Raw genomic sequence first — 24133 nt, forward strand, 5'->3', positions numbered from 1 at the left:
TGTTAAATTTATTACTATAGAAAAAGCCTGAGACATTGTCCCAGACTTACGCTATTAGTTTATGCAAACCATTCCCTTTGGTGGCCATCCTTCTCCGTATAAAGAATATGAGTGGGTTGGATATTAAGAATGATATATTCAGGATCTTGGGGTCCATTAAACCACTTTTTCAGATCATCATTCCATACTTTGTCCTTTAATCTATCATCAGTGCAGATGGAGCAAGTTCCTTCAAAGACGATGTCTTCTTTACTTCCACCGATCTCATACCCAATCAGCAAGGATACATGTGGATTATCTTCTAGTTCTTCAACCTTATGCGTTCTACGGTTCGTTGCTAAATAAATACTCAACCCTTCATTATATAGCACCATATATCTCTGCTTTGGTTTATTTCCCTCAATCGTCGCCAGAGAACAAAGCTTATTACGATCCAATGCTTTCGATATTTCTTGCTCTGTTAAGGTTCTTTCCATAGGAATATTATTTCCTTTCTCATATTAATGTGATAAACAACATATACCCCTTAAGTGTACCCACCTCAACTTATAAAATTCAGATTGGAATGGTTTGCGAATCCACCCTTTTTATGAATGACTCCGTGTTCTGGTTAAAGTATGATAGGAATGTCACAACAGAGACGAACTACACTCAAAGAAGGAGTTATATATCATTAATGAAACGGATAATATGGATTGGATGTTTGTCTTATTTCTTAATTGGTTTAGCACATGTTGTATTAGGTTCCGTGCTTCCTGTCATCTTAGAGCATTATGGTCGAGAGTATAGCGAGGGTGGAACACTGATCTTTGCACAGTTCGCAGGGTTTTTGGGAGGTGTGATGCTCTCATCAACGATTAATCGCCGGCTTGGAAAACGAAGGGGACTGATGCTCGCCATTGGAATGTTATTTGTGGCTGAGCTAGTATATACAACTCTTCCTCCGTGGGAATGGATGTATGTTACCGGTGTCATTGCCGGATTCGGATTTGGTATGATCGAAGCCGTTATCGGAACGATTATCATCGCTGCGATAACGGAAAAGACCGCGGTAGCTATGAGTAGACTAGAAGTTTTCTTCGGGATAGGTGCTATGCTCATGCCATTGATCGCTAGTGGTATGATCTCATTGGGATGGTGGCAGTGGTCGTTTCTTGTCGTGTCTGCCTTTGCCCTAATCACGTTTCTATTCTGGGCAAAGGGTTCCTTCGGAACATTAGATGCCATGCTAAATGCAAGCGATCATACCTCAAGAAAACAAAAGACTGTAGTATATACGAAAAGGCAGATGCGAACGCTAGTCGTATTTATTCTCTTCTTCTTTCTATATGTCGGAGTAGAAATGAGCTTAGCTAATTTCATGCCCTCCATGCTCATAGAGAAGATGGGAATGGACAAAGCAGGCGCCGCACTTAGCGTTACTTTCTTTTGGATTGCGATGTCATGTGGCAGGTTATTTGCTGGTTATATCGCTGAGAAAATTCGTTATAAATCCTATGTCCTTTTTAGTAGCTTATCTTCACTATTGATGTTGAGTCTCTTCCCCTTAACGAATCATGTCTGGTCCGCTTTCTTGGTTATTACCTTACTGGGTCTGTTCATGTCGGGGATCTTCTCAATTACATTAGTGTTTGCCAATAAGCTCATGCCTGGTACTGAGGAATCAACGACTAGCTTTCTAATCGCTTCTGGTGGCATGGGAGGCGCTATTCTTCCGCTAATCACAGGCTGGAGCATGGACCATTTAGTCGTTAACCAATCCGCCGGAATGCTTGCCATGTTCACTGTTGGGTTATGTATCCTCAGCATAGTTGCATTCCAAGTTCAGCGTAAGCATGATCATGAACAAGCTTAATTCGTAACATAAGTGCCTTGATACGATACCGTTCTCAACATTATTATCTTTGTTACTAGACACCTTAACAGTACTGGATTATAATTCATGTAGAAATACCCTAACTTCATAAGTACCAGGGGTGCTGGAATAATTGGCCGGCTGAGAGTGTGTCCCACATGACACTGACCCTTATACCTGATCTGGGTAATGCCAGCGTAGGAACGTAACCGATATGATTTCTGTACATATCTATCTTGCGCCCACATGCGTCCCGATTACGGGGCGCTTTTTTTGTCGAATACTAACAAGACTTGTCGAATGACAAGTCGGAACAGAGGAGAGATCGGATGAGAAAGAGAAGAACACAGATGTCATTACTTCTAATGTGCTTGCTATTAATCGTAATAGCCGGTTGTGGAGCTAACAAGAATGCAGATGTAAATTCAACCGAGCCTAAGAAATTGCGAGACATCAAGGTCGTGTTGGACTGGACTCCTAATACCAATCATACGGGACTCTATGTAGCGAAAGATCAAGGGTATTATGAAGCAGAAGGACTCAGCGTTGAGATCATCCAACCAGGTGAGGGTGGAGCCGATACGATGGTCGCATCAGGGGCTGTCCCTTTTGGAATTAGTTATCAGGAGGGTGTAACGCAAGCAAGAACACAAGATGTACCTCTCGTCTCTATTGCAGCAGTAATCCAGCATAACACCTCTGGGTTCGCAGCACCTGTAGACCGGAACATTAAATCTCCTACAGATTTCGAAGGCAAAACGTATGGCGGTTGGGGTTCTCCTATTGAAGAAGCCGTGATGAGTTCCATCATGGAGAAAGATAAAGGCGATGTTAAGAAGGTTAAGATCATTAATATGGGTGACGCTGATTATTTCACTGCGGTTAAGCGTGATATCGATTTCGCTTGGATATTCTATGCTTGGACGGGTATCGAAGCTGAATTACGTAAACAACCACTCGATATGTTATATGTGAAAGATTACGCACCAGAGCTTGATTACTACACCCCTGTTATCGTAACGAATGAGAAGCAGATCAAGGATGACCCAGAGTTAGTTAGAGCTTTCCTTAAAGCTACTGCCAAAGGGTATCAACTCGCTATTGATAATCCAGAACAAGCAGCTGATATCCTTAGTAAAGCCGTCCCTGAGTTGGATAAGGATCTAGTCCTAGCTAGTCAGAAATGGCTTAGTCCACGTTATACTGATGATGCACCTCGTTGGGGTGAGCAGAAGGCATCCGTATGGCAGGGTTATACCGATTGGATGTTACAGCATAAGCTTCTAGATAAACAGATTGATATTAATCAAGCCTATACCAATGATTTTTTAGCGAAGTAACGAATCACTCAAACCCATCTTGAAAGGATGAACATATAATCATGGCAAACACATTATTGAGCATTCAAGTTATTCCGAAGACACCTGGAAATGAAGATTCTATTCCTTATGTAGATCGTGCAATTGAGGTCATCCAACAATCCGGCGTGAAGCACGAGGTTCATCCACTGGAGACTACTATGGAAGGTGAACTTAGCGAGTTATTAGACATCGTGAAGAACATGCATGAGGCGCTTGTCGCTGCGGGTAGCCCTAGTGTTATTTCTCAGATTAAAATCGCACACAATCCAAACGGCATCAGCATGGATAAGTTAACGGAGAAATATCGTCCATGAGGTTGTGGTGGAACAAAATTTGGCCGCCCCTCGTGGCGGTTCTCTTTTTATTGGGGATATGGCAACTATGTACCTCACTCTTTGAGATTGAGAAATGGATTCTACCCTCTCCAATAGATATTGCTCATGAAGCGATAGCGGGATCTGCTGGATTGTGGCACCACACTTTGGCAACAGTTAAGTTAACAGGAGTAGGCTTCACAATTGGAACGTCAATAGGTCTTCTTATTGCCATAGTGTTGCACCGTATTCCTTTTCTTAAATCGGCCCTCTATCCTCTACTTATTCTCAGTCAAAATGTACCTACTATAGCGCTTGCTCCCCTACTTATGATTTGGTTTGGGTTCGGTCTGCTACCTAAAGTGATCGTGATTACCCTTGTTTGTTTCTTTCCCGTGGCTATCGCTATGATGGGTGGGTTACGACAAACTGATCCTATCATGCTTAGCTATATGCGTATGATCGGTGCAAGCAATAGGCAAATATTCCTTAAGTTAGAGCTTCCACATGCACTACCTTCACTCTTCTCAGGTATTAAGATTGCAGCAACGTATAGCGTGATGGGTGCAGTCATTGCTGAATGGATTGGCTCGGATAAAGGTATTGGTTATTATATGATGCTTCAGAAATCCAGTTATCGTACAGACCGTGTATTTATTGCGATAGCCATCATTGTAGTTCTTAGTCTGACCATGTTCGCAATAATTGCCCTGCTCGAGAAATGGTTCGCTCGCTGGAATCAACGGCAGTAAGTTAATGATCCTTTTCTCAAAGAATTCTATCAAATAATAAAGGGTGTGTTGGCATTGTTGGAATTTCCTACTCAGCATGATCGTAACCCTGGCGGCGTAGTTACTTCTGTATCTCCCGCCTTACAGGTTACGGATATTCATAAAAGTTTCAACAGACGACGTCTTGGACTACCCGTGCTTGACGGGGTAACACTTACGGTAGAGCAAGGTGAATTTGTATCGATCGTGGGTCCATCAGGATGTGGAAAGAGTACGCTATTTCATATTATTGGAGGGTTAGTCCAACCGGACTCCGGCGAAGTATGGATGAACGGACAAGAGGTAACTGGAGAACGTGGTCATATCAGCTTTATGCCTCAACAACCCGCTCTATTTCCATGGCGAACGATTGAGGATAATGTGATTCTAGCACAGGAAGTAAAGGGGATTTCCAAGAGGGAAGCACGTATGGATGCCCGAGAGTGGATTGCGAAGGTAGGTCTATCTGGATTCGAGCAAGCTTACCCACATATGTTATCTGGTGGTATGCAGCAGCGAGCTGCATTCCTACGAGCATTACTCAGTCCCGAAGAACTGATGTGCTTAGACGAGCCTTTCAGTGCATTAGATGCACTCACTAGAAGTGATATGCAACGTTGGCTACTCGATATGTGGGAAGAGAATCGTCGCTCTATATTACTCATTACACATAATATAGAGGAAGCGTTACTCCTCTCCAACCGTATTTACGTATTCTCAAGTCGACCTGGTACTGTTCTACAAGAGATTGAGGTACCTTTCCCTCGACCTCGCCAAGAGGCAATGACTGAAGATCCTACATTCTTAGGATTGAAACGAGAACTATCAGAGTTGATGAAGGAAGAACAACGTAAAATGCAGATTTTACGATAGCTAGGTACACAACCTTATCCCCGACTTTTCCCAAAACTTTTATAGTTATTAGCTATGAATATAGAGATAAGAACAATACAAAACAGGACATATGACAGTGTCATCCCCTTAATATTCATATCCGGCATAATAATGGATGAGCTGATAATACCAAACAACCAAATATGTGAAAGTGTACCTACGATAGATGCCCAGGCATACGTGGAGGACTTGATTGGGGATACGGCAGACATAAAGGAAATGAGATTGTTAGGCATAACAGGAATCGTACGTAGAAAGATAATAGACCATCCACCGTATTTATCCATGCCATGTTGCCACTTTTCATACCGTTCCAAACGTTTACCCCATCTTCTGTTGAACCAATTGTAGAAAAAATATCTACACATCGTAAACACCAGAATGGCAGCCACAGAGCCAACTAACCAACTAGCCAGTAATCCAACTTCCAAGCCTAGAATAGATATGTGAAGCACAATTAATGTTGCAAATGGAAACAGACCTAATATGCCCTGAATAATAGCAAGCACTGTCGTAAGGAGGATAATTCCAATACCCTCTAAGCCTGTAAAATTCAGAAGCCATTCAATGACTTGCTCCATCAAATTTGTCATAAAGACGACCGACTCCATTCTATACTTCTGTAATTAATCAAAAAAATTTAAGATAGGAGAGTCGATCAACATGAATCTTTCAGTAAACACGCCACTCTTTGATTCTCATATACATCTTGATTCCTATACACAACAGCACCCATTACACCTTGAGTCGTTATGTAATGACAACGTCACAGGTGTAATTGCTGTATCTATGGACCTTACATCCAGTAAGCGCAACCTAGAACTCTCGAGAATGTACCCCTCTATTGTTCATCCAGCCTTCGGATTCCATCCCGAACAACCCTTGCCGACCATGCAGGAGACTACGCAACTGTTCTCATGGATGGAGCTACATCTTCAAGATATGGTTGCTGTCGGTGAAGTGGGACTTCCCTATTATTCTTACCTAGAAGCCAAAGAGCACGGCCATTCATTTGATCCATTGCCCTATATCGACCTACTAGAGAGGTTTATTTCTTTTGCTGCTATTCATAATAAGCCTATCGTACTCCATGCTGTTTATGAAGACGCCGATATCGTGTGTAACTTACTTGAACATTATAACGTAAAGCGTGCACATTTTCATTGGTTCAAGGGTTCTCGAGACACTATACAGAGGATGGCAAATAACGGATACTATATCTCCTTCACACCCGATCTTGTATATGAAGTCGAAATTCAAGAACTAGCTCGCGTCTATCCAATCCATCAGATCATGGTAGAAACCGATGGTCCGTGGCCTTTCGAAGGACCTTTCTCCGGACAACTAACCCATCCCCGTATGGTTGCTGATGTGATTGAAGCCTGGAGTCAGATACATAACATGAATGTTGTAGAAGCCCGTGCAATGATCTACTCCAACACTAAACTATTTTATGGGATACCATGAGGTCATATGAATTACTTTTTCATAAACCCTTTACTCTCTAGAAATTCCTTCATGTGTAATCGATGTGGTAATGCCAAACGATTAGCCATGACTTGTGACCATGGGGTATCTTTCTTCCCCTCTGTTCTTTCAATCATATATTGTTTCGTAGTCACATCATAAGATTTCACCTGTTCTATGCTTTGTTCCTTATTATAACCATTCTTGTGAAGTACCGCTTCGATGGGTAAGCGTGGTTTCAAATCATTCTCTTGATCCGGGTATCCTACACACATGCCGAATACAGGATACACTAATTCGGGTAAACCAAGAAGTTCTGAGACCTCTGCAATATGGTTTCGAATGCCGCCAATGTACACAATTCCAAGCCCTAATGATTCCGCAGCAATCGCTGCATTCTGAGCCGCTAAAGCCACATCTATCGTGGCTACAATAAAGTTTTCCATCGAGTCTTCGTAGGACGGTTTATCACCTAAATGCGGTGCCGTTACTTGCTTCAGGCGATGTAAATCTGCACACCAGACCAGGAAAACGGAACACTGCTCAACATACGCTTGATTTCCCGCAAGAGCAGCTAGCTTCCCTTTAAGTTCTGGTTCCGTTATAGCAATGACACTATAAGCTTGCACATTACTAGAAGTTGAAGCCCGTTGTGCTGTGGATATAATCGTATTCAACTGTTCATCTGTGACCTGAGTATCTGTAAATTGACGAACAGATCGATGGTTCCTTAATAGAGAAAGTGTCTCGTTGACTATAACTTCATTGCTCATCTCTCTAACGCTCCTAATCCTCGTAGTATAAATTCAACTGTCTGATCAGCAAGAATATCCGGTACAAGCTCATCATTTGGAAATAACTTTTGAATTAAACAAGTCTTCTTATGTGCAAGGGATAAATTGATAACCATTAGCAAAGCTTGAGGCAAAGAAGTGAAGTGAAAGACACCTTCTTCTTTCCCCTTTTCCAATAACTGCTTGACCTTGGACCACATCGGATTCACGAATTCTAACACAACCCTCATCCGATTAGATTCAAGCATAATCTCCTGCTGAACAATATCACTTAACTCTTTATCAGCTATAGTAAATTTAATTACCCCATGAATCATCGTTCTCATACCTTCCACTGGGTCTTGAAGCAAATCTTTAATATCCAACAAATCTTTATGTGGAAAAAGATTTACAAACAAAGCCTCAAACACCTTCTCCTTGCCCCCAAAGTGATAGGATACAAGAGCAATGTTGGCATTAGCTTCCTCACATATCTGACGGACACTTGTTCCATCATATCCTTGCCTAGCAAAGAGCTTCTTAGCCGATAACAAAATACGCATTTTTATGTCTAGTTCCGAATATTCCATTGGTTCGTCCCCTTAAGATTACTACATCTCATTATGAATCTTAAGAATTGCATGTGCAAGCTAGGGGTGACTCGGTATAGATACTGGGATGCTTTCTTCTTGATGAATCCCCTTAGAGACTTTTTCTTTCTTAAGAGCCACCACCAACAAACTAACTAGCAAACATATTACAGTAATAATCATGAGTCCCCATATACTCGAAGATATGCCAGGTCCTCCGAACTGAAGCGCCATCAATCCTTGAACACCGTATGTCGCCGGTAAGAATTGTCCTATCGAATGATAAAAGTTATTCAACATGAGTCGCGGTACCATCGCACCTGAGGTCACTAGTTGCATGGACATCATGATAATATTTATTAGCATCCCACTCATGCCTAACACGTTAATAAACATTTGACTAAAGAACATGAAAGCAAATATTAATAACATCTGAAACATCCATAGTGCTAGAAAACCACGCTCCATTTGTCCTCCTAGTACCAATACCATGACCGAACCTATGAAAGAAATCACAGGCGCCGAAATAAAATTAATAACTAGTCGTGCACGAAAACTATTCCATTTGGAAAGCGTACCTGCCAATAATAATGTTGACTGATGTAAGTTCTGCGCCATGATCATACTTCCAACAAAAGAAGCCAAGACAAGCATTAATGGAACCATCTGATTATTCATCCCACTGACAGGATGGGTATAGATCATTTGGGACTCTACTTTCCCCACTAATGACTGAGCCGTAACACCCGCTTGGGCAGAGGGCATTTGTAACTGTTCTAGCACAGCTTGAGTCCCTTGCGTGGCTACATTCTTATTCACCATATCTGTGATTGTGGTTGCTACCGTCTGCATTATACTCTTAATTAAAGCCGCATTCGATTCGTTAATTGTATAGACAAGCGAAGCCTTTTCCCCAGAAGTCTGCAATTGTTGACTGAAATCTTCGGGTATTTGTACAATCATCTGTACATCACGTATATCCAGCTGTCTCTCTGCCTCTTGTTGATCCAAGGTAATGACTTTAAAAGGAAGCTTGCCAACAAGTTGCTTCTCTATCATTGCCCCCGTCGTCTTATCCTGATTTACTAAAGCGATCTGAAAGTTATCAACTCGTTCAGTCACCCCATCATAAGCCGTCATCCATATCGCGCTAAAGATTAACTGAAAGGCAATAGCTATCACGATTGCAATAATCGTTTGAGGTTTCTTAAAATAAGCTTGTAAGGCATTAACCATCCTTCTCATCTCCTATTATCTCATTTAAACATTTGTTTTAATTAAACGTTTGTTTAATCATGATATGGAAATATAGTCATACTGTCAATCCCTTGAATAGAAAAAAACCTAAGAAAGTTAACTTCCCTAGGTTACTTGTCGATTGATGTAAACTCCCACCCCAAATTGATTATTACGTTAGAAGTTAAAGCATTTCATAGCTTCACACGTTGCAATCGTAGTGCATTAAGCACGACGGAGACTGAGCTAAATGCCATCGCTGCGCCTGCAAGCCAAGGAGCTAACAATCCTAAAGCAGCTATTGGGATACCTATTGTATTGTACGCTAACGCCCAGAACAGATTCTGCTTAATGTTGCTCATCGTTCTTCTGCTCATCATGACAGCGTCCGCAACGGCGTTCAAATCCCCTCTCATCAGCGTAACGTTGGCGGCTTCCATGGCAACGTCCGTTCCTGTGCCGACGGCCATTCCGATATCTGCTGTAGCTAAGGCTGGTGCATCATTAATCCCATCTCCAACCATGGCGATAACTTTACCCGACTGCTGTAGCTTCTTCACTTCCGCTGCTTTGCCCTCTGGAAGCACCTCAGCCAATACCGTTAAGATACCTGCTTGCTTGGCAATCGCCTTAGCCGTACGCTTGTTGTCACCGGTAATCATGATGACATCCATCCCCATATCTCGCAATCGCTTGACAGCTTCTCTAGAAGTCTCTTTGATGGTGTCCGCAACAGCCACGATTCCCGCATATTTACCATCAATAGCAACAAGCATGGCGGTCTTTCCTAATTCTTCAAGGCTATTCATGTCTTCATGGGCAGTTCCTATATCCAGTCCATGATCAGACATCAGTTTACGTGTACCTACGAGCATCTTCCTACCTTCCACCCATGCCATGACGCCATACCCTGGAAGGTTCTCAAAATGTTTGGCAGCAGGTAGTGGCAACCCTTTACTTCTATCTATCGCCGCACTCACAATAGCATCTGCAAGTGGATGCTCCGAATACCTCTCAACAGCAGCTGTCATTCTGAGTAATGAGCTCGCGGTCATCGGCGCTACGGGAAGAACGTTTGTCAATATAGGCTTACCATTAGTCACCGTACCTGTCTTATCTAACACGACAACTTCTATTCGCTGTGCAGACTCTAAATACTCTCCGCCCTTGAACAAAATTCCAAGTTCTGCAGCACGACCCGACCCTGCCATAATTGACGTTGGTGTCGCAAGACCAAGCGCACATGGGCAAGCAATGACAAGTACAGCAATGGCTTTTTCCAAAGCACTAGCGAATTGGCTTGGCTCCACTACGAAATACCACATAATGAACGTAATCACCGCAATGCCTACCACAATAGGTACAAAAATGCCTGAAATCACATCTGCAATCCGTTGAATAGGTGCCTTTGAACCTTGTGCTGCTTCTACCACTTGGATGATCTGTGCTAGCGTCGTATCTTTACCAACCTTCGTGGCTTCGATACGAAGGACACCATTCTTGTTCAGCGTTGCACCTATTACCTTATCTCCCACCCGTTTCTCTATAGGGATACTCTCTCCCGTAAGCATCGACTCGTCTATAGATGATTGGCCTTGAATAACTTGTCCATCTACGGGAATCTTGTCTCCAGGTTTAACGATGATCACATCACCGACTATAACCTCATCTATTGGAATGCTAACTTCTTCTCCATCACGCAGAATGAGCGCAGTCTTAGCTTGCAATCCCATCAGACTCTTAATAGCCTCCGATGAACGACCTTTGGCCAACGCTTCAAACCATTTGCCTACCAGAATTAATGTGATTAGCATACTACTTGTCTCGTAGTACATTTCGACCGTGTGTTCCATTGTCCCCATACCGATTGACTGAATCGTAAGATATACACTATAGAAATAAGCTGCCGACGTACCTAAGACGACCAACACATCCATATTGGCACTACCATTACGCAGTGCTTTATAGGCGCCCACATAGAATTGGCCTCCAATAATAAACTGTACTGGCGTACTTAAGACCAGTTGGAACCACGGGTTCACAAATAAAGAAGGAACAGGAATCCATGAAGTGAATGAGAAATGTGCTACCATAGCCCATAGTAAGGGAAGCGAAAGTGTTGCCGCGAACAACCACATCCATTTTTTCCGATCAATTTCATGTTGTCGAAGCCGCGCTATATCTTGTGCCTCCTGCTTAAGTGAGGCTCTATATCCAAGTTGTTCCACTTTGCTAATCATCTCATTCACCGTTATATTGCTTGATAAATACGCAACATGAGCCGTTTCCAAAGCAAGGTTCACATTCGCTTGAGAGATTCCTGTCATTCTGCTAAGACCCTTCTCAATCCGAGTTGCACATGCTGAGCACGTCATACCCGTAATTTGTAATGTTGTCTTAAGCTCTTCAGATGTATTTGATAATACCATTGACGATCCCCCTTTACCCCAACCACTCTCAAATCTTAACTAAGGGGATTTATCAACAATTCGTCAATCACATCACTTTCACCTTCTACGATTCTTTCCACGACACAACTTCTCTTGCGACCTTCAACAATGGATTCCTTAATACATCGCGCTATAGCCTATATTTATGGAAATTTTTATGAAATAAATGGTATAAAATAAAGGAATTTTTCTTTTTTTGACGAATCATAGATAAATTAGCACATCTAAATTTCACAACCCATCAATAGTCACTCTAAAGAAAGAAGGTTATCCATGTTTACCTCACAATGGTTCAAAGGTATAACATGGCGTCAGATTTACCCATTGTTACTATGCCTTCTTGGGATTAGCTTATTCAGCATGGTATATAAGCCCTCTTTGTTCGAGTATTCATCCTCTGAGTGGATATTATTAACATCTATGCTTGGGACCTCTTTTGTACTTTACTTTTTCACATTTCAGTTACCACCTGACGGAAGTAAACAATCGATGGACTCTGCCGTTTATCTGGCTTGCGTGTTTATCTACGACGTTTCATTTGCCCTAACCGTACTATTCTTAAATGCACTTGTCTTTACAATCTGCGAAAGAAAAGTTGCGCTGAGAAAGCATCTGATTAATTTCTGTATTTATTCCAATATGGTCATCCTTTCTGCCACTATGTATAACTGGGCAGGAGGTTCCACAGGAGCCTTAGATAATAGACACCTATTTGCTTATACCCTCGCATTAACGGTGTATTTCACTGTAAATATCTTATGTATTAGTATATTTTACTTTCTGGACTTTGGTAATCGTCTTCGCGACACACTCAAGAACCAGTTCAAGGCATCCTTAACGATATATCTATGCACCTTAATCCTATCTATCGTCCTTACTGTATTAATTGTCCATAACGGTATTATAGGACTATTATTGTTTACGGGTCTCAGCATCCTACTCTCGCGATCTTATATTCGTATGTTTAACCTATATCTACAAGTTGAAGAGCGAGCAATCAAAGATCCTCACACAGGACTTTATAACCACAACTTTTTTGAGCGTAGTCTTGAGAAAGAACTCAATGATTCCATCTTGAATACCTCTAACTTATCCCTTGCAATGATCCATATCGATGATTTCAAAATATTTAAAGATCATCATGGTCATCTCTTAGCTGACCAACTGCTTGCCTTGGTTGGAAAGAATCTTAAAAACGAGTCTGAAGCGATCGATGCTATAGCCTCTCGGAGTATAAATGAAGAATTCACAATTCTCATGCCCGGTTATGATTCAAATAAAGCTTTTCTCTTTATAAACCGCCTTCGCAAAAATCTAAATGATACTTATTTCGAAGGAGTTGAGGTATTTCCTCATAGTTGTCTCTCTTTCTCTGCAGGTATTGCTACCGTTCAACTGGATATACATCACAAATCAGATCTCGTTGATCGCGCAACTCAAGCACTATCTCAAGCTAAACACCAAGGGAAAAACACAGTCTACATCCATGGATCTACAACTAATCTAAAGTCAGAAATCGACATTTCCCAAGATGTGAGAGACCTCGAACAACTACTAAGTCTTTTCTTGTATAAAGATATTACAACCTATACCCACTCTAAGCGAGTATTTCAATATGCCATCGACATGAGTGAAATTCTACAGTTGGATGCTATATATTATAGAAAATTCGTATTAGGAGCTCTCATTCATGATATCGGAAAGATAGAACTCCCTCGTGAACTCCTTCAAACGACCACAAAACTTACCTCAGATGAATGGAACATGATCAAAAGCCATGTCACATGGGGTAAACACATCATTTTGAGTCAAGAGCGGTTCAAAGAATTAGCCCCTTTAGTCGAACTCCATCACGAACGTTACGACGGCAAAGGATATCCCAATGGCTTCAAGGAAGAGCAAATTCCAATGCTGTGCCGCATGCTGACCATTATCGATTCCTTCGATGCCATGACATCGGAAAGACCCTATCAAAAAACGAAGACATTATCAGAAGCTATCACAGAAATTCGGGCATGTGCTGGTTCACAATTCGATCCAACTCTAACAGAGTTATTTATCGCTTACATTGAAGAGAAATTCGTTGGGACGATAAAATTCCCAATGCTACAATTCTAACAACCATGCTTCTTTTTATATGATCTCGATCTATTCCTGTTAAAATATGAATAACCCGTTAGTTCGATTACTTGCGAACTAACGGGTTATTTAGTGATTTAATGTCGTCATCTCAATCTTTTTCCGTTGTATTCATTTCGTGAGATGTTTGATGAAGCTCTTTAATCATATGCTGCATAAGCATATTCTGCTGATCACTAATGCCAACCTGATTATCTTGCATGATCATTTGGTGGATATTCTTCTTCAATATCTCACTACGACGTTCCAACATAGCATGGTTCATTAACGAAATCACTCCTGACTTGTTTTTGAACTTGCGGTTAAAAGTTCTACTTTAAGTATAAAGAACGCTGAGCAATTATGGAATCTCGCTGAACATGACTCACACCTTGAAATACAGGATACACTTTGAAGAGAGGTCCTGACCATCCTTAGTCATAGATATCCTCCCTCATGCTCCATCTTCCTTCCTAACTGCGCTCTATAGCCCATTAGAGTCATTACAATTTAAAGAACAGCACGGTAAAATAGATCTATTACAACATAAGAGTAAGTAGGTGAATACATTTTGCACATTATTAAAAAGACACTCGGACTTGGATTGATCCTATCGTTGGTATGTATATTTCTATTTCCTTCATCCATATATGCACATGCCTATCTTCAACAATCCACACCTTCAGCCAACGAGACAGTCTTAGGTTCACCATCCAAGATCACACTCCAATTCAATGAATCGATCCAGCCTGCATTTCATTCTATTCAGGTTACGAATTCATCAGGAGAACGCGTTGACCTAGATGACAGCCACATCGCAGACAATCAGCCAAAGACACTTGAGGGAAGTGTCCAACCCAATCTGCCAGATGGGCTCTATATCATTGGTTGGAAGATCATTTCAGGGGATGGTCATCCACTAGAAGGGAACATTCCTTTCCAAATTGGAAACAGTAGTAGTTCAACTAATGTTCCCGCAGCTACCTCTACAGGGTACTATCCTGGATTAGATCTGATTGTAATCCGGTGGTTACTCTACTTAAGCACGGCTTTCTTATTGGGTATTCTCACCTTCTATCTATTCATGTATCCGTCTAATCCCAAAGCGAAACATCGATTACCACAGCGCAGCCGTATGATGTTATGGATATCTTACGGAGGTATAGTTGCAAGCATTGTGCTAAGTCTTCCCTTACAAGCTACGATCGAAGCACGACTACAATGGTCTGAGTTATGGACGACTCCATGGGTTGAACAAATGATGCAAACGAGCTTTAGCACAATTTGGTTACTCCAATTCGTTATGGTCATTGTCTTAGGCGGTGTTATGTATATTGCCAATCGAACATCTGAGAGAAGTTACACAAGGTCCTTTTATCAATACACGGCTTTACTTCTGGGACTCGGAATTCTCTTATCTAAGTCATTCATAGGCCATGCTGCTGCATCTGAATTGAAAGTTCTATCCATAACGATGAACTTCCTTCACTTGTCCGCTAGCTGTATCTGGATCGGTTCATTACTTACTCTAGCTGCTATTCTGCCAGGTGAGGCTTCGCTTCCTTCTTCCCCCGAAGATCGAAAAAGGATGATTTTCCGAGTTATTCGTACGTTCTCCTATTGGGGAACCGGTCTTGTAACCATCCTTATACTAAGCGGGACCTATGCCAGTCTGAAGTATATACCGACCATGTATTCATTATTTAACACAACATATGGTCAAGTGTTGCTAATCAAATGTGGTCTCGTACTCATCATGCTAGGGTTGGCAGCCTTCAACATGTTACGTGGAAGACGTAATAAATCCATAGGAAGAACGGTATGGATCGAATTAAGTGTCGGTGTAATCACACTTGTGCTTGCGGCACTCCTTAGTAATTTACCAACAGCCATGTCTTCACCAGGTCCAGTTGATCTGAGTAATACGTTAGCGACTGGGGAAAAGATTTCACTTCAGGTTAGTCCTAATACCATCGGAAATAATCAATTTGAAATCCAAGTACAGGATGCTAGTCACAAAGAAGTAAGTAACATTCAACAAATTAAGCTTACGCTCACTTCCCTCGATATGGACATGAACAAATATGAAATCCTCATTCCATATCAACCGGGTTCCACTTTTATCGCCGAAGATCTCATCAGCATGGCCGGTCGGTGGAATATCCAAGTTCATATCCTAACAGATTCGCTGGATACTTTGGACACCGAATTTAACATTAGGGTAGGAACCGAGTAAGACGATTCACACTACAATTGAGAAGAGGGATTTACTTTGTTTAAAAGATCTAAATTATCTATCATGTTCGTTTCAGTTGCCACATGTATCATGATGTTCGCTGGTGTCGCAAGCGCTCATGTTACCGTTAAACCAACAACATCTACACCAGGTGCTTGGGAAACCTATACTATTAAAATTCCCGTTGAAAGAGACATCCCAACGACGAAAGTAACGTTAAAAATTCCGACTGGAGTAGATTTCAAACAATATCAACCTGTACCTGATTGGCAAATCAGCACAGCGAAAGACACTTCAGGTAAAGTCAGTTCCATTACATGGACCGCTACAGGCAACGGAATCTCTACAGGTGAATTTCAAGCCTTTAACTTCGTAGTCCAGAATCCAGAAGCGGATGCATCCTTAGCATGGGACGCTTATCAATACTACAAAGACGGAAATATTGTAGAGTGGACTGGAGATGAAGGTTCAGAATCACCTCATTCTATCACCGTTGTTGCAGCCGCTTCAGCATCTGAGGAAGCAACTAATAATAACAACAGTGAAAGTCATGACGATACTCATGGCACAACGACACCCACAGTACCCGTGTCAGATGGTCACGAGCATTCAGACATGTCGGACTCATCCAATATGGATATGACTAATTCCACCTCAGGCATGGGTATTGCTACCATGATTATCTCTCTTGCAGCCTTAATCTTTTCGATAGCAGCTTTATTTGTAGCTCTCAACAAGAAAAAAGAATAAAGTTTACTACGACTAAGACACACTTCATATTTACAAATAGAAACAGACCGTAATCCTAAAGGATTACGGTCTGTTTCTATTTGTATTAGAAGGCAACATCCACCGATGGAAGTTCTTCCTAGATGTTATTTAATCAATCTGAACGCCCTTCTTGATTGCCTTCAAGTCACCATTGGAATTGTTAAGTATAGGAAGCATCTTGCTAGCCCTCACCATAGGGGAATTGCACAACCGACAAGTCGGTTCATGTTCAAATGCGAAGTTATCACGCATCCATCCCTTACAGCTCTCGTCCGTACAGGACCAAATCGAAGTATCTTCCTCTGGAATTTCCTCTAACGATTTTTTGCGATAGTTCATACTCAACCTCCTTCTAAGACTTTAAAAAACCAAACAAGTATAGACGGATACCTAACTTAGAATAGCGGCATCCGTAAGATAGATCATACCTTTACGTTCTTAAATATCATAGTATAGAAAAAACCACCCTTAACAGACGTTAAGGGCAGTCTTGAGTTAATTAAAGTTTAACTACGTTTTCTGCTTGTGGTCCACGGTTTCCTTCAACTACGTTGAACTGTACGCGTTGGCCTTCGTCCAAAGTTTTGAATCCGTCACCAGTGATAGCGGAGAAGTGTACGAAAACGTCGCTTCCACCTTCAACTTCGATGAAACCGAAACCTTTGTCTGCGTTAAACCATTTTACTGTACCTGTTTGCATTTGTAATTCCTCCAAAAAGTTAATTTAATGCTGATCTTTTTTTACACTTACATATAAAAAAGTTTCACACATTGAAAAGAGTTCCATTTTTACTGAATCCGCTTTTCAATACGTGAAAGCGATCAATGTGTTCTTGCTGTTTTCTAACTAAGGTAATTGTATCACACGCCAATACTAAACGCAAGGATGAGGTGAAATCAATTATTAGGCTCTTCATATTTCCACACAAAAAAAATTTGCACATAACAACGTATTCCCCACCACTCTATATATTATATCCAATCGTCGATGTTTTATAACAATAAGGCATTGTATTATTTCTCTCTTCATATGATGAACAAGATTTGCTAAACTTTCTCAGCCTTCAATTCTTGTTGGCGAGGGGCAATTCTCGTTCCTAAGTAACATTTCATTTCCGATATTACCCCCTTTCAATTTCAACTCACTCTCGAGTCTAAGACTCACACGTTACGGACTTTTTCTAATAGTTGATATTTCTCTTCCCACACGCTAACATGGGGTCATTATCCCAAGTGAAAGTCTAGGTGTGTAAAGAATGATCAAAAACGAAAAAATTAGAGCCTCCGAGGTTCAATTGACCGGCATTCATGGAGAAGACTTAGGTGTGGTCTCCACTGTTGAAGCACTATCCATGGCCAAAAAGCTCAAAGTGGATCTGATCTGTACATCCCTCTTTAGTAGCCCACCACCCTGCCGATTAATGAAGGCTGGAGCTGCTAAGCAAGAAGTACAGCAAGGCAAGCCAAAGAGCGGCAAGCAAGAACAGAATACTAAGGTAAAAGAAATACGCCTGACCCCTCAAATTGAAGATCATGATTACGATACGAAGAAAAATCAGGCTCATAAGCTGTTGCAATCGGGAAAATCCGTGTTGCTCGTTGTTCGTATTCAAGGTAAAGAAGGTCCTAAAGCGAAGGAATTGTTAGAACGATTACTAAAAGATGTTATTGACGTTGGGGGTAAACAAACTGGGATACAACTCAGCGGGAAACAAGCCATGGTTCAGGTAAACCCTCTATAGAGAGTGGTTGCACGAAATCTGAGTAGTTACTAACAGCTACTTACTTGATATCAATTGAAAAGAAATTTAGAATAACTGGGACACGTAAGTGACCAGAACAACTGTGAGGTTTAACAAATGTCCAAACGTATTTTATTTACTGGTGGTGGATCCGCAGGTCATGTCACTGTGAATGTAGCTCTCATTCCAAGGTTTGTTGCATCAGGATGGGATGTTTCATATATAGGCTCGATCAAGGGCATTGAGTCTGAGCTTATTCGTAACGTTGATCATGTTGATTATCACGGCATTTCAACAGGCAAACTTCGACGATATATGAGTGTTGAGAATTTCAAAGATCCCTTTCGCATCGTCAAAGGTGTATTTGAAGCTTACTCCTTAATTCGGAAAATAAAACCCGATGTTGTGTTCTCAAAGGGTGGATTCGTCTCCGTGCCTGTCGTCATTGGCGCCAAATTAAACAACGTGCCCATCATTATCCATGAATCAGATATCACGCCAGGTCTCGCTAATAAAATCGCACTTCCTCTTGCAACTAAGGTATGCGTGACATTCCCTGAAACGTTAGATCATATCAAGAGTGACAAAGCCACTTATGTTGGCGCTATTATTCGTGATGAGCTTCGAGCTGGCAATGCCGCTCGTGGGCGAAGCCTACTTAAGTTCGTTAACAGTAAACCCATTATTCTCGTAATGGGTGGTAGCTTAGGTTCGAAAAAAATAAATGGAACCATTCGTAACAATCTATCCCAACTCCTGGAACAATACCAAGTGGTACATATCTGCGGGAAAGACCAAATCGACCCTTCCATCCATCTCGATGGATATCAACAGTTCGAATACATCCACGATGAGCTGTCGGATGTCATCGCTTCCGCTGATGTTGTCGTGACAAGAGCAGGTTCCAATTCGATATTCGAATTTCTTGCACTTCACAAACCCATGTTATTGATCCCTCTATCAAGGGCAGCAAGTCGGGGAGATCAAATATTAAATGCACAATCATTTCAGAAAGCAGGATATGCTGAGGTTCTAATGGAAGAAGAGTTGAGCGATGACTCCTTCATGAGATCTTTAGAACTCTTGTTGTCTAACCGTCTTCAAATTGTAGACAACATGACTAAACATGATCATTCGAGTACGATAGATCAAGTCATTGGGCTTATTCAAAAGGCTGCCAAAAAGAAGTAATCGTATGGAAAATGGGGATTCTCCACATTAAGCGGACCCTTTCCCTTGCAATATATGACTAAATACACGTCCTTTCGATAATGAACGACGTGTATTTAGTTTGCTATTTTGTAACATTTGTTCACTTATATCATCACTTAACGGATGGTAAACTATGGATATGAATGATCAAATTTGATATATTAGCTTAAATATTTCGTCTTTTTTTGTGTGTTTTCATTTATGAAAGCCCTATCATTTTATTGAAGGAGACTAAACAAAATGGCTATGGAGTCGACCGTAAAATGCGCTTTAGTTACAGGTTCTAGTAGGGGGATTGGAAAAGCAGTCATTTTGGAATTTGCCAGAGCAGGTATCCACGTCATGATTAACTATTTCGGTGACGATAAGGAAGCACTGGATGTTAAGAATCAAGCAGAAACTTACGGCGTTCGAGCTGAAATCTTTCATGCAGACGTCAGTGACCCTGTTCAGGTACAAGATTTATTCACTGCGATGGACAATCTGTTCGGAAGAATAGATATTCTAGTCAACAATGCCGGAATTGCACAAGCAGTATCCGTCAGAGAAATGACAGACGAGCAATGGGACAGAATGATCAAAATACATATGTATGGCACCTTCTATACCTCTCGTGAAGCAGCTCGCCGAATGTGGGAGCAGAAATCCGGGAGAATCATTAACGTTACATCCGACCTTGTAAGCCAAGGTGGTGCTGAATTCGCACATTATGCAGCAGCTAAAGGCGGCATTACTGCGTTTACTAAATCACTTGCAAGGGAACTAGCTCCATACGTGTTAGTTAATGCCGTAGCACCAGGTGGTACATTCACCGACATCCGCTCTTCTCTCGAGGAAACCCAAGATAAGAACGACGCACGTTATTTACTAAATAGACTCGCATTCCCACGGGAAATTGCAAGATCCATTCTATTTCTTGCCTCAGATGACGGAAGCATTTATACCGGACAAGTTCTTGGAGCCAATGGTGGTAGTGTCATGAACGGCTGATGTGTTCAGCTATTATTTCCGTGATAATAGTAAGTTACAATGAAAAGCCGAACGCTAGGATTACTCCCTGCTTTCGGCTTTTCATTAGCATGATAATTAATTTCCATTAAACTAATTTGGTGCGATTCTTGTATCATTACTTGAAATATCCGCTTCAGGGTCTATGGACCTCACCAGAACCCTAAATCGTGCTTTTTCAGCGATATGCACTTTATATACTAAAGGTTTGGATACCAAGTTATTGTGTTCAAGGTCGGAATTCATCTCATCTTCCGATATATTCGTAAGACTAAGACTTAATCCCAGAACCTGCTTAATCTCGTCATGTCTCGCGCTCTGAACATACATCGTCCTGTACAATGCGAATCCTCTAATGGTGATATGAATCATCTCGTACGCTAGAAGATAGGCAATAACAGAATACATCGCTTGATCCCATCCGAATATAACACCAGCGGTGCTCAACACCATACAATTAATCAACATCATGATGTTGTCCACAGGTAATCCATTTCTCCAATGAGACTGTTCAGAAAGTTCCAGCGTATCCAATGCTCCGCCATATCGAACAACTGTACCAACTCCAAGTCCCAGTGAGACTCCACCGACCATTGCAGCAGATAATGGATGCTCGATCAATGCAGGCGTATGATGAAGAAAGATGGCACTTAGTGAGAATACGATCAATCCCAGTACCGTCAGGATGACAAACTCTCTTCGAATGTGTCTGTAGTTCATACCTATAAAGGGTACATTCAATAAAAGAAGAAATAATCCTAATCTCATCTCCGTCATATGAGCGAATAGAGCAGAAATCCCTGTCATTCCACCAACAATAATCTGATTTGGAATTAAGAACAACTCCAACCCTACTGAGGCTAACACGCTTCCTATAACAACAAACAAAATTCGAGTACACCAGCGTTTAAATTCACCGCGCTCATAAGCGTGCGTTGGTTCCAAAGAAGCTCTAAGTAGTTTCAGTGCAAATCCTCCTCTTCTGCAATAGAGTTTACCTATCATGACAGACGGTTCTGGACAGCATTTCAGGCGTGGATTATAAACGTTTACGTTCCACTTTCCTCTGGCAGCTTAGGTTTCACCTTAACCTCACCTTTATCTCTTCTCTTAGAATCTTTGAATTTGAATATGTTATCCATGAAGTTATAAATATGCTTAGACTCTTTAGATAATAAAGGCCCTAGGATGGCCATGATTAATACATACAGAGCTGTAAAGGACTGTAGTATGGGCATAAGGCCCCCTGCTTTGCCTAAGTTAGCCATGATAATGGAGAATTCCCCACGTCCCATGATTGTGAATCCGATGTTAAAGGATGCCTTAGTTGACAATCCTGCACTTCTACCTGCTATCATACCTGCAACGAAATTCCCAATAAGGGTTAGAAGAACAGCTGCAAGAGATAACCATACCGCACCAAACATTTCTAAAGGATTAATGGATAGCCCAAAGCTAAAGAAGAAGATAGCTCCGAAAAAGTCCCTGAAGGGTAAAATAAGATGCTCAATGCGTTTCGCATGGTCGGTATCCGCGAGTACGAGTCCAAAGAGTAACGCTCCTATAGCTTCAGCTACATGAATCGTTTCTGCAAAGCCCGCCACTAGAAATAATGAACCAAACACAACAAGGACAAATAGTTCATTAGAACGAATATTGAGCAGCTTATTTAACAATGGGACAGCTTTTCGTCCAATAATAATCATCAATAACATGAATCCCAAGGCTATGGATGCCGTCAATAGTACACCCCACACACTAGAGGAGTCACTGAGCACAATTCCTGAGAGGATAGATAAATATACAGCAAGGAATACATCTTCAAACATGGTTATTCCAAGGACCATTTCTGTCTCTGCATTAGCTGTACGCTTCAGATCCACAAGGACTTTGGCTACAATGGCACTCGAAGAGATGGTTGTAATCCCTGCAATAACGAGAATCTCCGAAATCGGAAACCCCGCTAACCATCCCAATATAAGTCCCAAAGTAAAGTTAATTCCAATGTATATCGATCCGCCCGTCACAATCGACTTGCCTGACTTGATCAACCGCCCTATTGAGAATTCAATACCCAAATAGAATAAGAGGAACAGTACCCCGATGCGACCTAAAAGGTCGATAAAGGGGGCGCTCTCTATGAATCTGAAATCAAAATGCCAAAAGTTCATTGCGTGAGGCCCAACGGCCATACCAATCAATATATAAAAGGGAATAACGGAAAATCTAATCTTAGTCGCTATCAGTCCCGCTGCAGCGATTAAAGCAATGGCCAACCCTACTTCAAAAACAATATAATCCATCTATTCAACCACTTCCGTTCAGTAAAATTTGTTTGAATAACTTCTGCTGTTCACGTTCTCCTACAACAACCAGCGTTGACTCCTTCGTAATCACGAATTCTGGACCTGGGTTTACGTGCTTGCTGTGATTTTTCTCAATAATGGCAATAATCATAGCTCCCGAATTCTGGCGCACATCAAGTTCACCAATCGATTTACCAATGGATTTATAGCTACTGTCAATTTTGTACCATTCAATAATCAGTTCATCAAATGCCATATCCACTTTCTCAAGTGCTTTCGGGACATAAGTCATTCCACCTACAATTGCCGCAATCACACGTGCTTCATCGTCATCCATAGAAATCATAGATACACTGTCATCCGGATCCTCATAGTCAAAATGATACATTTCTCTTCTTCCATCATCATGAATAATGACAACTAACTTATCCCCACTACGCGTCATAATATGAAATTTCTTCCCAATACCTGGCAAATCTATTTCTCGTACATTCATTATTAAAATACCTCCAATTATTCTGAATATTTAAATAGAACGATTACATTGTTCATTAAAAAAGAACAGTGTCCGTCTCTATTGTTCATCATTTTAGTATAACATTATAAAAATTTGTATTAGGAAAAGGTAAGCTTATAAAAGGGTGAATTAAATTAGAGCACAGACCAATTAGCTCTGCTCACAAAAGTGGAGGTGTATTTAATGGGGTCAAGAAATAAGCGACGTAATAATAAAGGAATACAACGTTTAAAGGGATTCACAAATAAAGGTAATCGTAGGATGTTTAGAAGATAAACCATGAATAAAAGAGGTAATAATTGCGCGACTATAATAAGCCTTGAGTATACTGGTGCGGTTTGACGAACTAGAGGTCTAACCATATGTACTTCTGAAGTAATCGTTCGCTGGTATGTTTCATTTTCACTCGTACGCTCTTCATTAGAAGACACCGGAAAGGAGAAGGATAGAACCAAAGCTATACCAAGCAACATAAAAAAACGAAATACCTGTTGTATTCTGATCATATCTCAT

25 protein-coding genes and 1 riboswitch are annotated in these 24133 nt (G+C 41.3%); of the genes, 12 read left to right on the plus strand and 13 right to left on the minus strand.

From position 1 onward, the window contains the following. Window positions 1-59 precede the first annotated feature (59 nt). Window positions 60-476: a pyridoxamine 5'-phosphate oxidase family protein gene (locus BW961_RS21305; RefSeq protein ID WP_068592019.1), complete on the minus strand. Its 417-nt coding sequence runs from the start codon at window positions 474-476 to the stop codon at window positions 60-62. A gap of 200 nt (window positions 477-676) precedes the next feature. Between BW961_RS21305 and BW961_RS21310 the strand changes: the two genes are divergently transcribed. The 5 genes from BW961_RS21310 (at window position 677) to BW961_RS21330 (ending at window position 5173) form a co-directional block, all read left to right on the plus strand. Next, window positions 677-1855 (plus strand): MFS transporter, encoded by a 1179-nt coding sequence (locus BW961_RS21310; RefSeq protein WP_068592021.1) that lies wholly within the window; start codon window positions 677-679, stop codon window positions 1853-1855. 107 nt (window positions 1856-1962) lie between these two features. Next, a riboswitch (TPP riboswitch) is annotated at window positions 1963-2076 on the plus strand. Window positions 2077-2220: 144 nt separating this feature from the next. Then, window positions 2221-3195 carry an ABC transporter substrate-binding protein gene (locus tag BW961_RS21315; RefSeq protein WP_394327658.1) on the plus strand — a complete coding sequence of 325 codons (975 nt, stop codon included), beginning with the start codon at window positions 2221-2223 and terminating at the stop codon, window positions 3193-3195. A 41-nt stretch (window positions 3196-3236) separates the two neighbouring features. Then, a complete protein-coding gene (locus tag BW961_RS21320; protein ID WP_068528832.1) occupies window positions 3237-3530 on the plus strand; it encodes a thiamine-binding protein in 294 nt (97 codons plus the stop codon). Further along, window positions 3527-4282: an ABC transporter permease gene (locus BW961_RS21325; RefSeq protein ID WP_068592025.1), complete on the plus strand. Its 756-nt coding sequence runs from the start codon at window positions 3527-3529 to the stop codon at window positions 4280-4282. Before BW961_RS21320 ends, BW961_RS21325 begins: the two co-directional genes overlap by 4 nt. 57 nt (window positions 4283-4339) lie before the next feature. Continuing rightward, a complete protein-coding gene (locus BW961_RS21330; protein ID WP_068592108.1) occupies window positions 4340-5173 on the plus strand; it encodes an ABC transporter ATP-binding protein in 834 nt (277 codons plus the stop codon). Between the two features lie 14 nt (window positions 5174-5187). Here the strand turns inward: BW961_RS21330 and BW961_RS21335 are convergent, their stop codons facing one another. Further along, on the minus strand, window positions 5188-5787 hold the full coding sequence (locus tag BW961_RS21335; protein ID WP_068592028.1) for a TVP38/TMEM64 family protein: 600 nt from the start codon (window positions 5785-5787) through the stop codon (window positions 5188-5190). 70 nt (window positions 5788-5857) lie between these two features. Here BW961_RS21335 and BW961_RS21340 point away from each other — a divergent pair, with 70 nt between their 5' ends. After that, window positions 5858-6661: a TatD family hydrolase gene (locus tag BW961_RS21340; RefSeq protein WP_068592030.1), complete on the plus strand. Its 804-nt coding sequence runs from the start codon at window positions 5858-5860 to the stop codon at window positions 6659-6661. Window positions 6662-6672: 11 nt separating this feature from the next. Here the strand turns inward: BW961_RS21340 and nfsA are convergent, their stop codons facing one another. From nfsA to BW961_RS21360, 4 genes are all read right to left on the minus strand, one after another. Next, on the minus strand, window positions 6673-7434 hold the full coding sequence (gene nfsA, locus BW961_RS21345; protein ID WP_068592032.1) for an oxygen-insensitive NADPH nitroreductase: 762 nt from the start codon (window positions 7432-7434) through the stop codon (window positions 6673-6675). Continuing rightward, window positions 7431-8024 carry a TetR family transcriptional regulator gene (locus tag BW961_RS21350; protein ID WP_068592034.1) on the minus strand — a complete coding sequence of 198 codons (594 nt, stop codon included), beginning with the start codon at window positions 8022-8024 and terminating at the stop codon, window positions 7431-7433. The genes nfsA and BW961_RS21350 overlap by 4 nt, the downstream gene beginning before the upstream one ends. 60 nt (window positions 8025-8084) lie before the next feature. Beyond that, window positions 8085-9260 carry a YhgE/Pip domain-containing protein gene (locus tag BW961_RS21355; protein WP_068592036.1) on the minus strand — a complete coding sequence of 392 codons (1176 nt, stop codon included), beginning with the start codon at window positions 9258-9260 and terminating at the stop codon, window positions 8085-8087. Between the two features lie 194 nt (window positions 9261-9454). Beyond that, window positions 9455-11689, minus strand: a complete 2235-nt coding sequence (locus BW961_RS21360; protein WP_068592038.1) for a heavy metal translocating P-type ATPase — start codon at window positions 11687-11689, stop codon at window positions 9455-9457. Window positions 11690-11983: 294 nt separating this feature from the next. On the opposite strand from BW961_RS21360, the gene BW961_RS21365 reads away from it, so the two are divergent. Then, window positions 11984-13828, plus strand: coding sequence for a diguanylate cyclase (locus tag BW961_RS21365; protein ID WP_068592040.1), 1845 nt, complete (start codon window positions 11984-11986; stop codon window positions 13826-13828). A gap of 112 nt (window positions 13829-13940) precedes the next feature. On the opposite strand, the gene BW961_RS30660 is transcribed toward BW961_RS21365, so the two are convergent. After that, complete coding sequence (locus BW961_RS30660; RefSeq protein WP_169810361.1) at window positions 13941-14114, minus strand: hypothetical protein; 174 nt, start codon at window positions 14112-14114, stop codon at window positions 13941-13943. Window positions 14115-14399: 285 nt separating this feature from the next. On the opposite strand from BW961_RS30660, the gene BW961_RS21370 reads away from it, so the two are divergent. After that, a complete protein-coding gene (locus BW961_RS21370; RefSeq protein ID WP_068592042.1) occupies window positions 14400-16064 on the plus strand; it encodes a copper resistance CopC/CopD family protein in 1665 nt (554 codons plus the stop codon). 36 nt (window positions 16065-16100) lie between these two features. Further along, window positions 16101-16814, plus strand: a complete 714-nt coding sequence (locus BW961_RS21375) for a YcnI family copper-binding membrane protein (protein WP_244556017.1) — start codon at window positions 16101-16103, stop codon at window positions 16812-16814. A 129-nt stretch (window positions 16815-16943) separates the two neighbouring features. On the opposite strand, the gene BW961_RS21380 is transcribed toward BW961_RS21375, so the two are convergent. Both BW961_RS21380 and BW961_RS21385 read right to left on the minus strand, forming a co-directional pair. Then, complete coding sequence (locus BW961_RS21380) at window positions 16944-17174, minus strand: cold-shock protein (RefSeq protein ID WP_068592044.1); 231 nt, start codon at window positions 17172-17174, stop codon at window positions 16944-16946. A gap of 160 nt (window positions 17175-17334) precedes the next feature. Then, window positions 17335-17535: a cold-shock protein gene (locus BW961_RS21385; RefSeq protein WP_036651712.1), complete on the minus strand. Its 201-nt coding sequence runs from the start codon at window positions 17533-17535 to the stop codon at window positions 17335-17337. Between the two features lie 556 nt (window positions 17536-18091). Between BW961_RS21385 and infC the strand changes: the two genes are divergently transcribed. The 3 genes from infC (at window position 18092) to BW961_RS21400 (ending at window position 20779) form a co-directional block, all read left to right on the plus strand. Beyond that, window positions 18092-18577: a translation initiation factor IF-3 gene (gene infC, locus BW961_RS21390; protein WP_068592046.1), complete on the plus strand. Its 486-nt coding sequence runs from the start codon at window positions 18092-18094 to the stop codon at window positions 18575-18577. Between the two features lie 117 nt (window positions 18578-18694). Further along, window positions 18695-19768 (plus strand): undecaprenyldiphospho-muramoylpentapeptide beta-N-acetylglucosaminyltransferase, encoded by a 1074-nt coding sequence (locus tag BW961_RS21395; RefSeq protein ID WP_068592048.1) that lies wholly within the window; start codon window positions 18695-18697, stop codon window positions 19766-19768. 261 nt (window positions 19769-20029) lie between these two features. Next, window positions 20030-20779, plus strand: coding sequence for an SDR family NAD(P)-dependent oxidoreductase (locus BW961_RS21400; RefSeq protein ID WP_082867701.1), 750 nt, complete (start codon window positions 20030-20032; stop codon window positions 20777-20779). 111 nt (window positions 20780-20890) lie between these two features. Here the strand turns inward: BW961_RS21400 and BW961_RS21405 are convergent, their stop codons facing one another. The 4 genes from BW961_RS21405 to BW961_RS21420 all read right to left on the minus strand — a co-directional run bounded on the left by BW961_RS21405 (window position 20891) and on the right by BW961_RS21420 (window position 24126). After that, window positions 20891-21685 carry a YitT family protein gene (locus BW961_RS21405; RefSeq protein WP_212568137.1) on the minus strand — a complete coding sequence of 265 codons (795 nt, stop codon included), beginning with the start codon at window positions 21683-21685 and terminating at the stop codon, window positions 20891-20893. A 161-nt stretch (window positions 21686-21846) separates the two neighbouring features. Then, on the minus strand, window positions 21847-23100 hold the full coding sequence (locus tag BW961_RS21410) for a cation:proton antiporter (RefSeq protein WP_068592052.1): 1254 nt from the start codon (window positions 23098-23100) through the stop codon (window positions 21847-21849). A 4-nt stretch (window positions 23101-23104) separates the two neighbouring features. Further along, window positions 23105-23599 carry a cation:proton antiporter regulatory subunit gene (locus tag BW961_RS21415; protein ID WP_068592054.1) on the minus strand — a complete coding sequence of 165 codons (495 nt, stop codon included), beginning with the start codon at window positions 23597-23599 and terminating at the stop codon, window positions 23105-23107. A 155-nt stretch (window positions 23600-23754) separates the two neighbouring features. Then, complete coding sequence (locus tag BW961_RS21420; protein ID WP_068592056.1) at window positions 23755-24126, minus strand: hypothetical protein; 372 nt, start codon at window positions 24124-24126, stop codon at window positions 23755-23757. Between the last annotated feature and the right edge of the window lie 7 nt (window positions 24127-24133).

The sequence above is a fragment of the Paenibacillus macquariensis genome (genome assembly GCF_900156375.1).
In the GTDB taxonomy this organism is placed as follows: domain Bacteria; phylum Bacillota; class Bacilli; order Paenibacillales; family Paenibacillaceae; genus Paenibacillus_AQ; species Paenibacillus_AQ macquariensis.

Bases quoted from the DNA above. Each gene is read 5' to 3' on its own strand.
- BW961_RS21305 (WP_068592019.1), bottom strand. From the start codon at position 476: ATGGAAAGAACCTTAACAGAGCAAGAAATATCGAAAGCATTGGATCGT.
- BW961_RS21310 (WP_068592021.1), top strand. From the start codon at position 677: ATGAAACGGATAATATGGATTGGATGTTTGTCTTATTTCTTAATTGGT.
- BW961_RS21315 (WP_394327658.1), top strand. From the start codon at position 2,221: ATGTGCTTGCTATTAATCGTAATAGCCGGTTGTGGAGCTAACAAGAAT.
- BW961_RS21320 (WP_068528832.1), top strand. From the start codon at position 3,237: ATGGCAAACACATTATTGAGCATTCAAGTTATTCCGAAGACACCTGGA.
- BW961_RS21325 (WP_068592025.1), top strand. From the start codon at position 3,527: ATGAGGTTGTGGTGGAACAAAATTTGGCCGCCCCTCGTGGCGGTTCTC.
- BW961_RS21335 (WP_068592028.1), bottom strand. From the start codon at position 5,787: ATGACAAATTTGATGGAGCAAGTCATTGAATGGCTTCTGAATTTTACA.
- BW961_RS21340 (WP_068592030.1), top strand. From the start codon at position 5,858: ATGAATCTTTCAGTAAACACGCCACTCTTTGATTCTCATATACATCTT.
- nfsA (WP_068592032.1), bottom strand. From the start codon at position 7,434: ATGAGCAATGAAGTTATAGTCAACGAGACACTTTCTCTATTAAGGAAC.
- BW961_RS21350 (WP_068592034.1), bottom strand. From the start codon at position 8,024: ATGGAATATTCGGAACTAGACATAAAAATGCGTATTTTGTTATCGGCT.
- BW961_RS21355 (WP_068592036.1), bottom strand. From the start codon at position 9,260: ATGGTTAATGCCTTACAAGCTTATTTTAAGAAACCTCAAACGATTATT.
- BW961_RS21360 (WP_068592038.1), bottom strand. From the start codon at position 11,689: ATGGTATTATCAAATACATCTGAAGAGCTTAAGACAACATTACAAATT.
- BW961_RS21365 (WP_068592040.1), top strand. From the start codon at position 11,984: ATGTTTACCTCACAATGGTTCAAAGGTATAACATGGCGTCAGATTTAC.
- BW961_RS30660 (WP_169810361.1), bottom strand. From the start codon at position 14,114: ATGAACCATGCTATGTTGGAACGTCGTAGTGAGATATTGAAGAAGAAT.
- BW961_RS21380 (WP_068592044.1), bottom strand. From the start codon at position 17,174: ATGAACTATCGCAAAAAATCGTTAGAGGAAATTCCAGAGGAAGATACT.
- BW961_RS21385 (WP_036651712.1), bottom strand. From the start codon at position 17,535: ATGCAAACAGGTACAGTAAAATGGTTTAACGCAGACAAAGGTTTCGGT.
- infC (WP_068592046.1), top strand. From the start codon at position 18,092: ATGATCAAAAACGAAAAAATTAGAGCCTCCGAGGTTCAATTGACCGGC.
- BW961_RS21395 (WP_068592048.1), top strand. From the start codon at position 18,695: ATGTCCAAACGTATTTTATTTACTGGTGGTGGATCCGCAGGTCATGTC.
- BW961_RS21400 (WP_082867701.1), top strand. From the start codon at position 20,030: ATGGCTATGGAGTCGACCGTAAAATGCGCTTTAGTTACAGGTTCTAGT.
- BW961_RS21410 (WP_068592052.1), bottom strand. From the start codon at position 23,100: ATGGATTATATTGTTTTTGAAGTAGGGTTGGCCATTGCTTTAATCGCT.
- BW961_RS21415 (WP_068592054.1), bottom strand. From the start codon at position 23,599: ATGAATGTACGAGAAATAGATTTGCCAGGTATTGGGAAGAAATTTCAT.
- BW961_RS21420 (WP_068592056.1), bottom strand. From the start codon at position 24,126: ATGATCAGAATACAACAGGTATTTCGTTTTTTTATGTTGCTTGGTATA.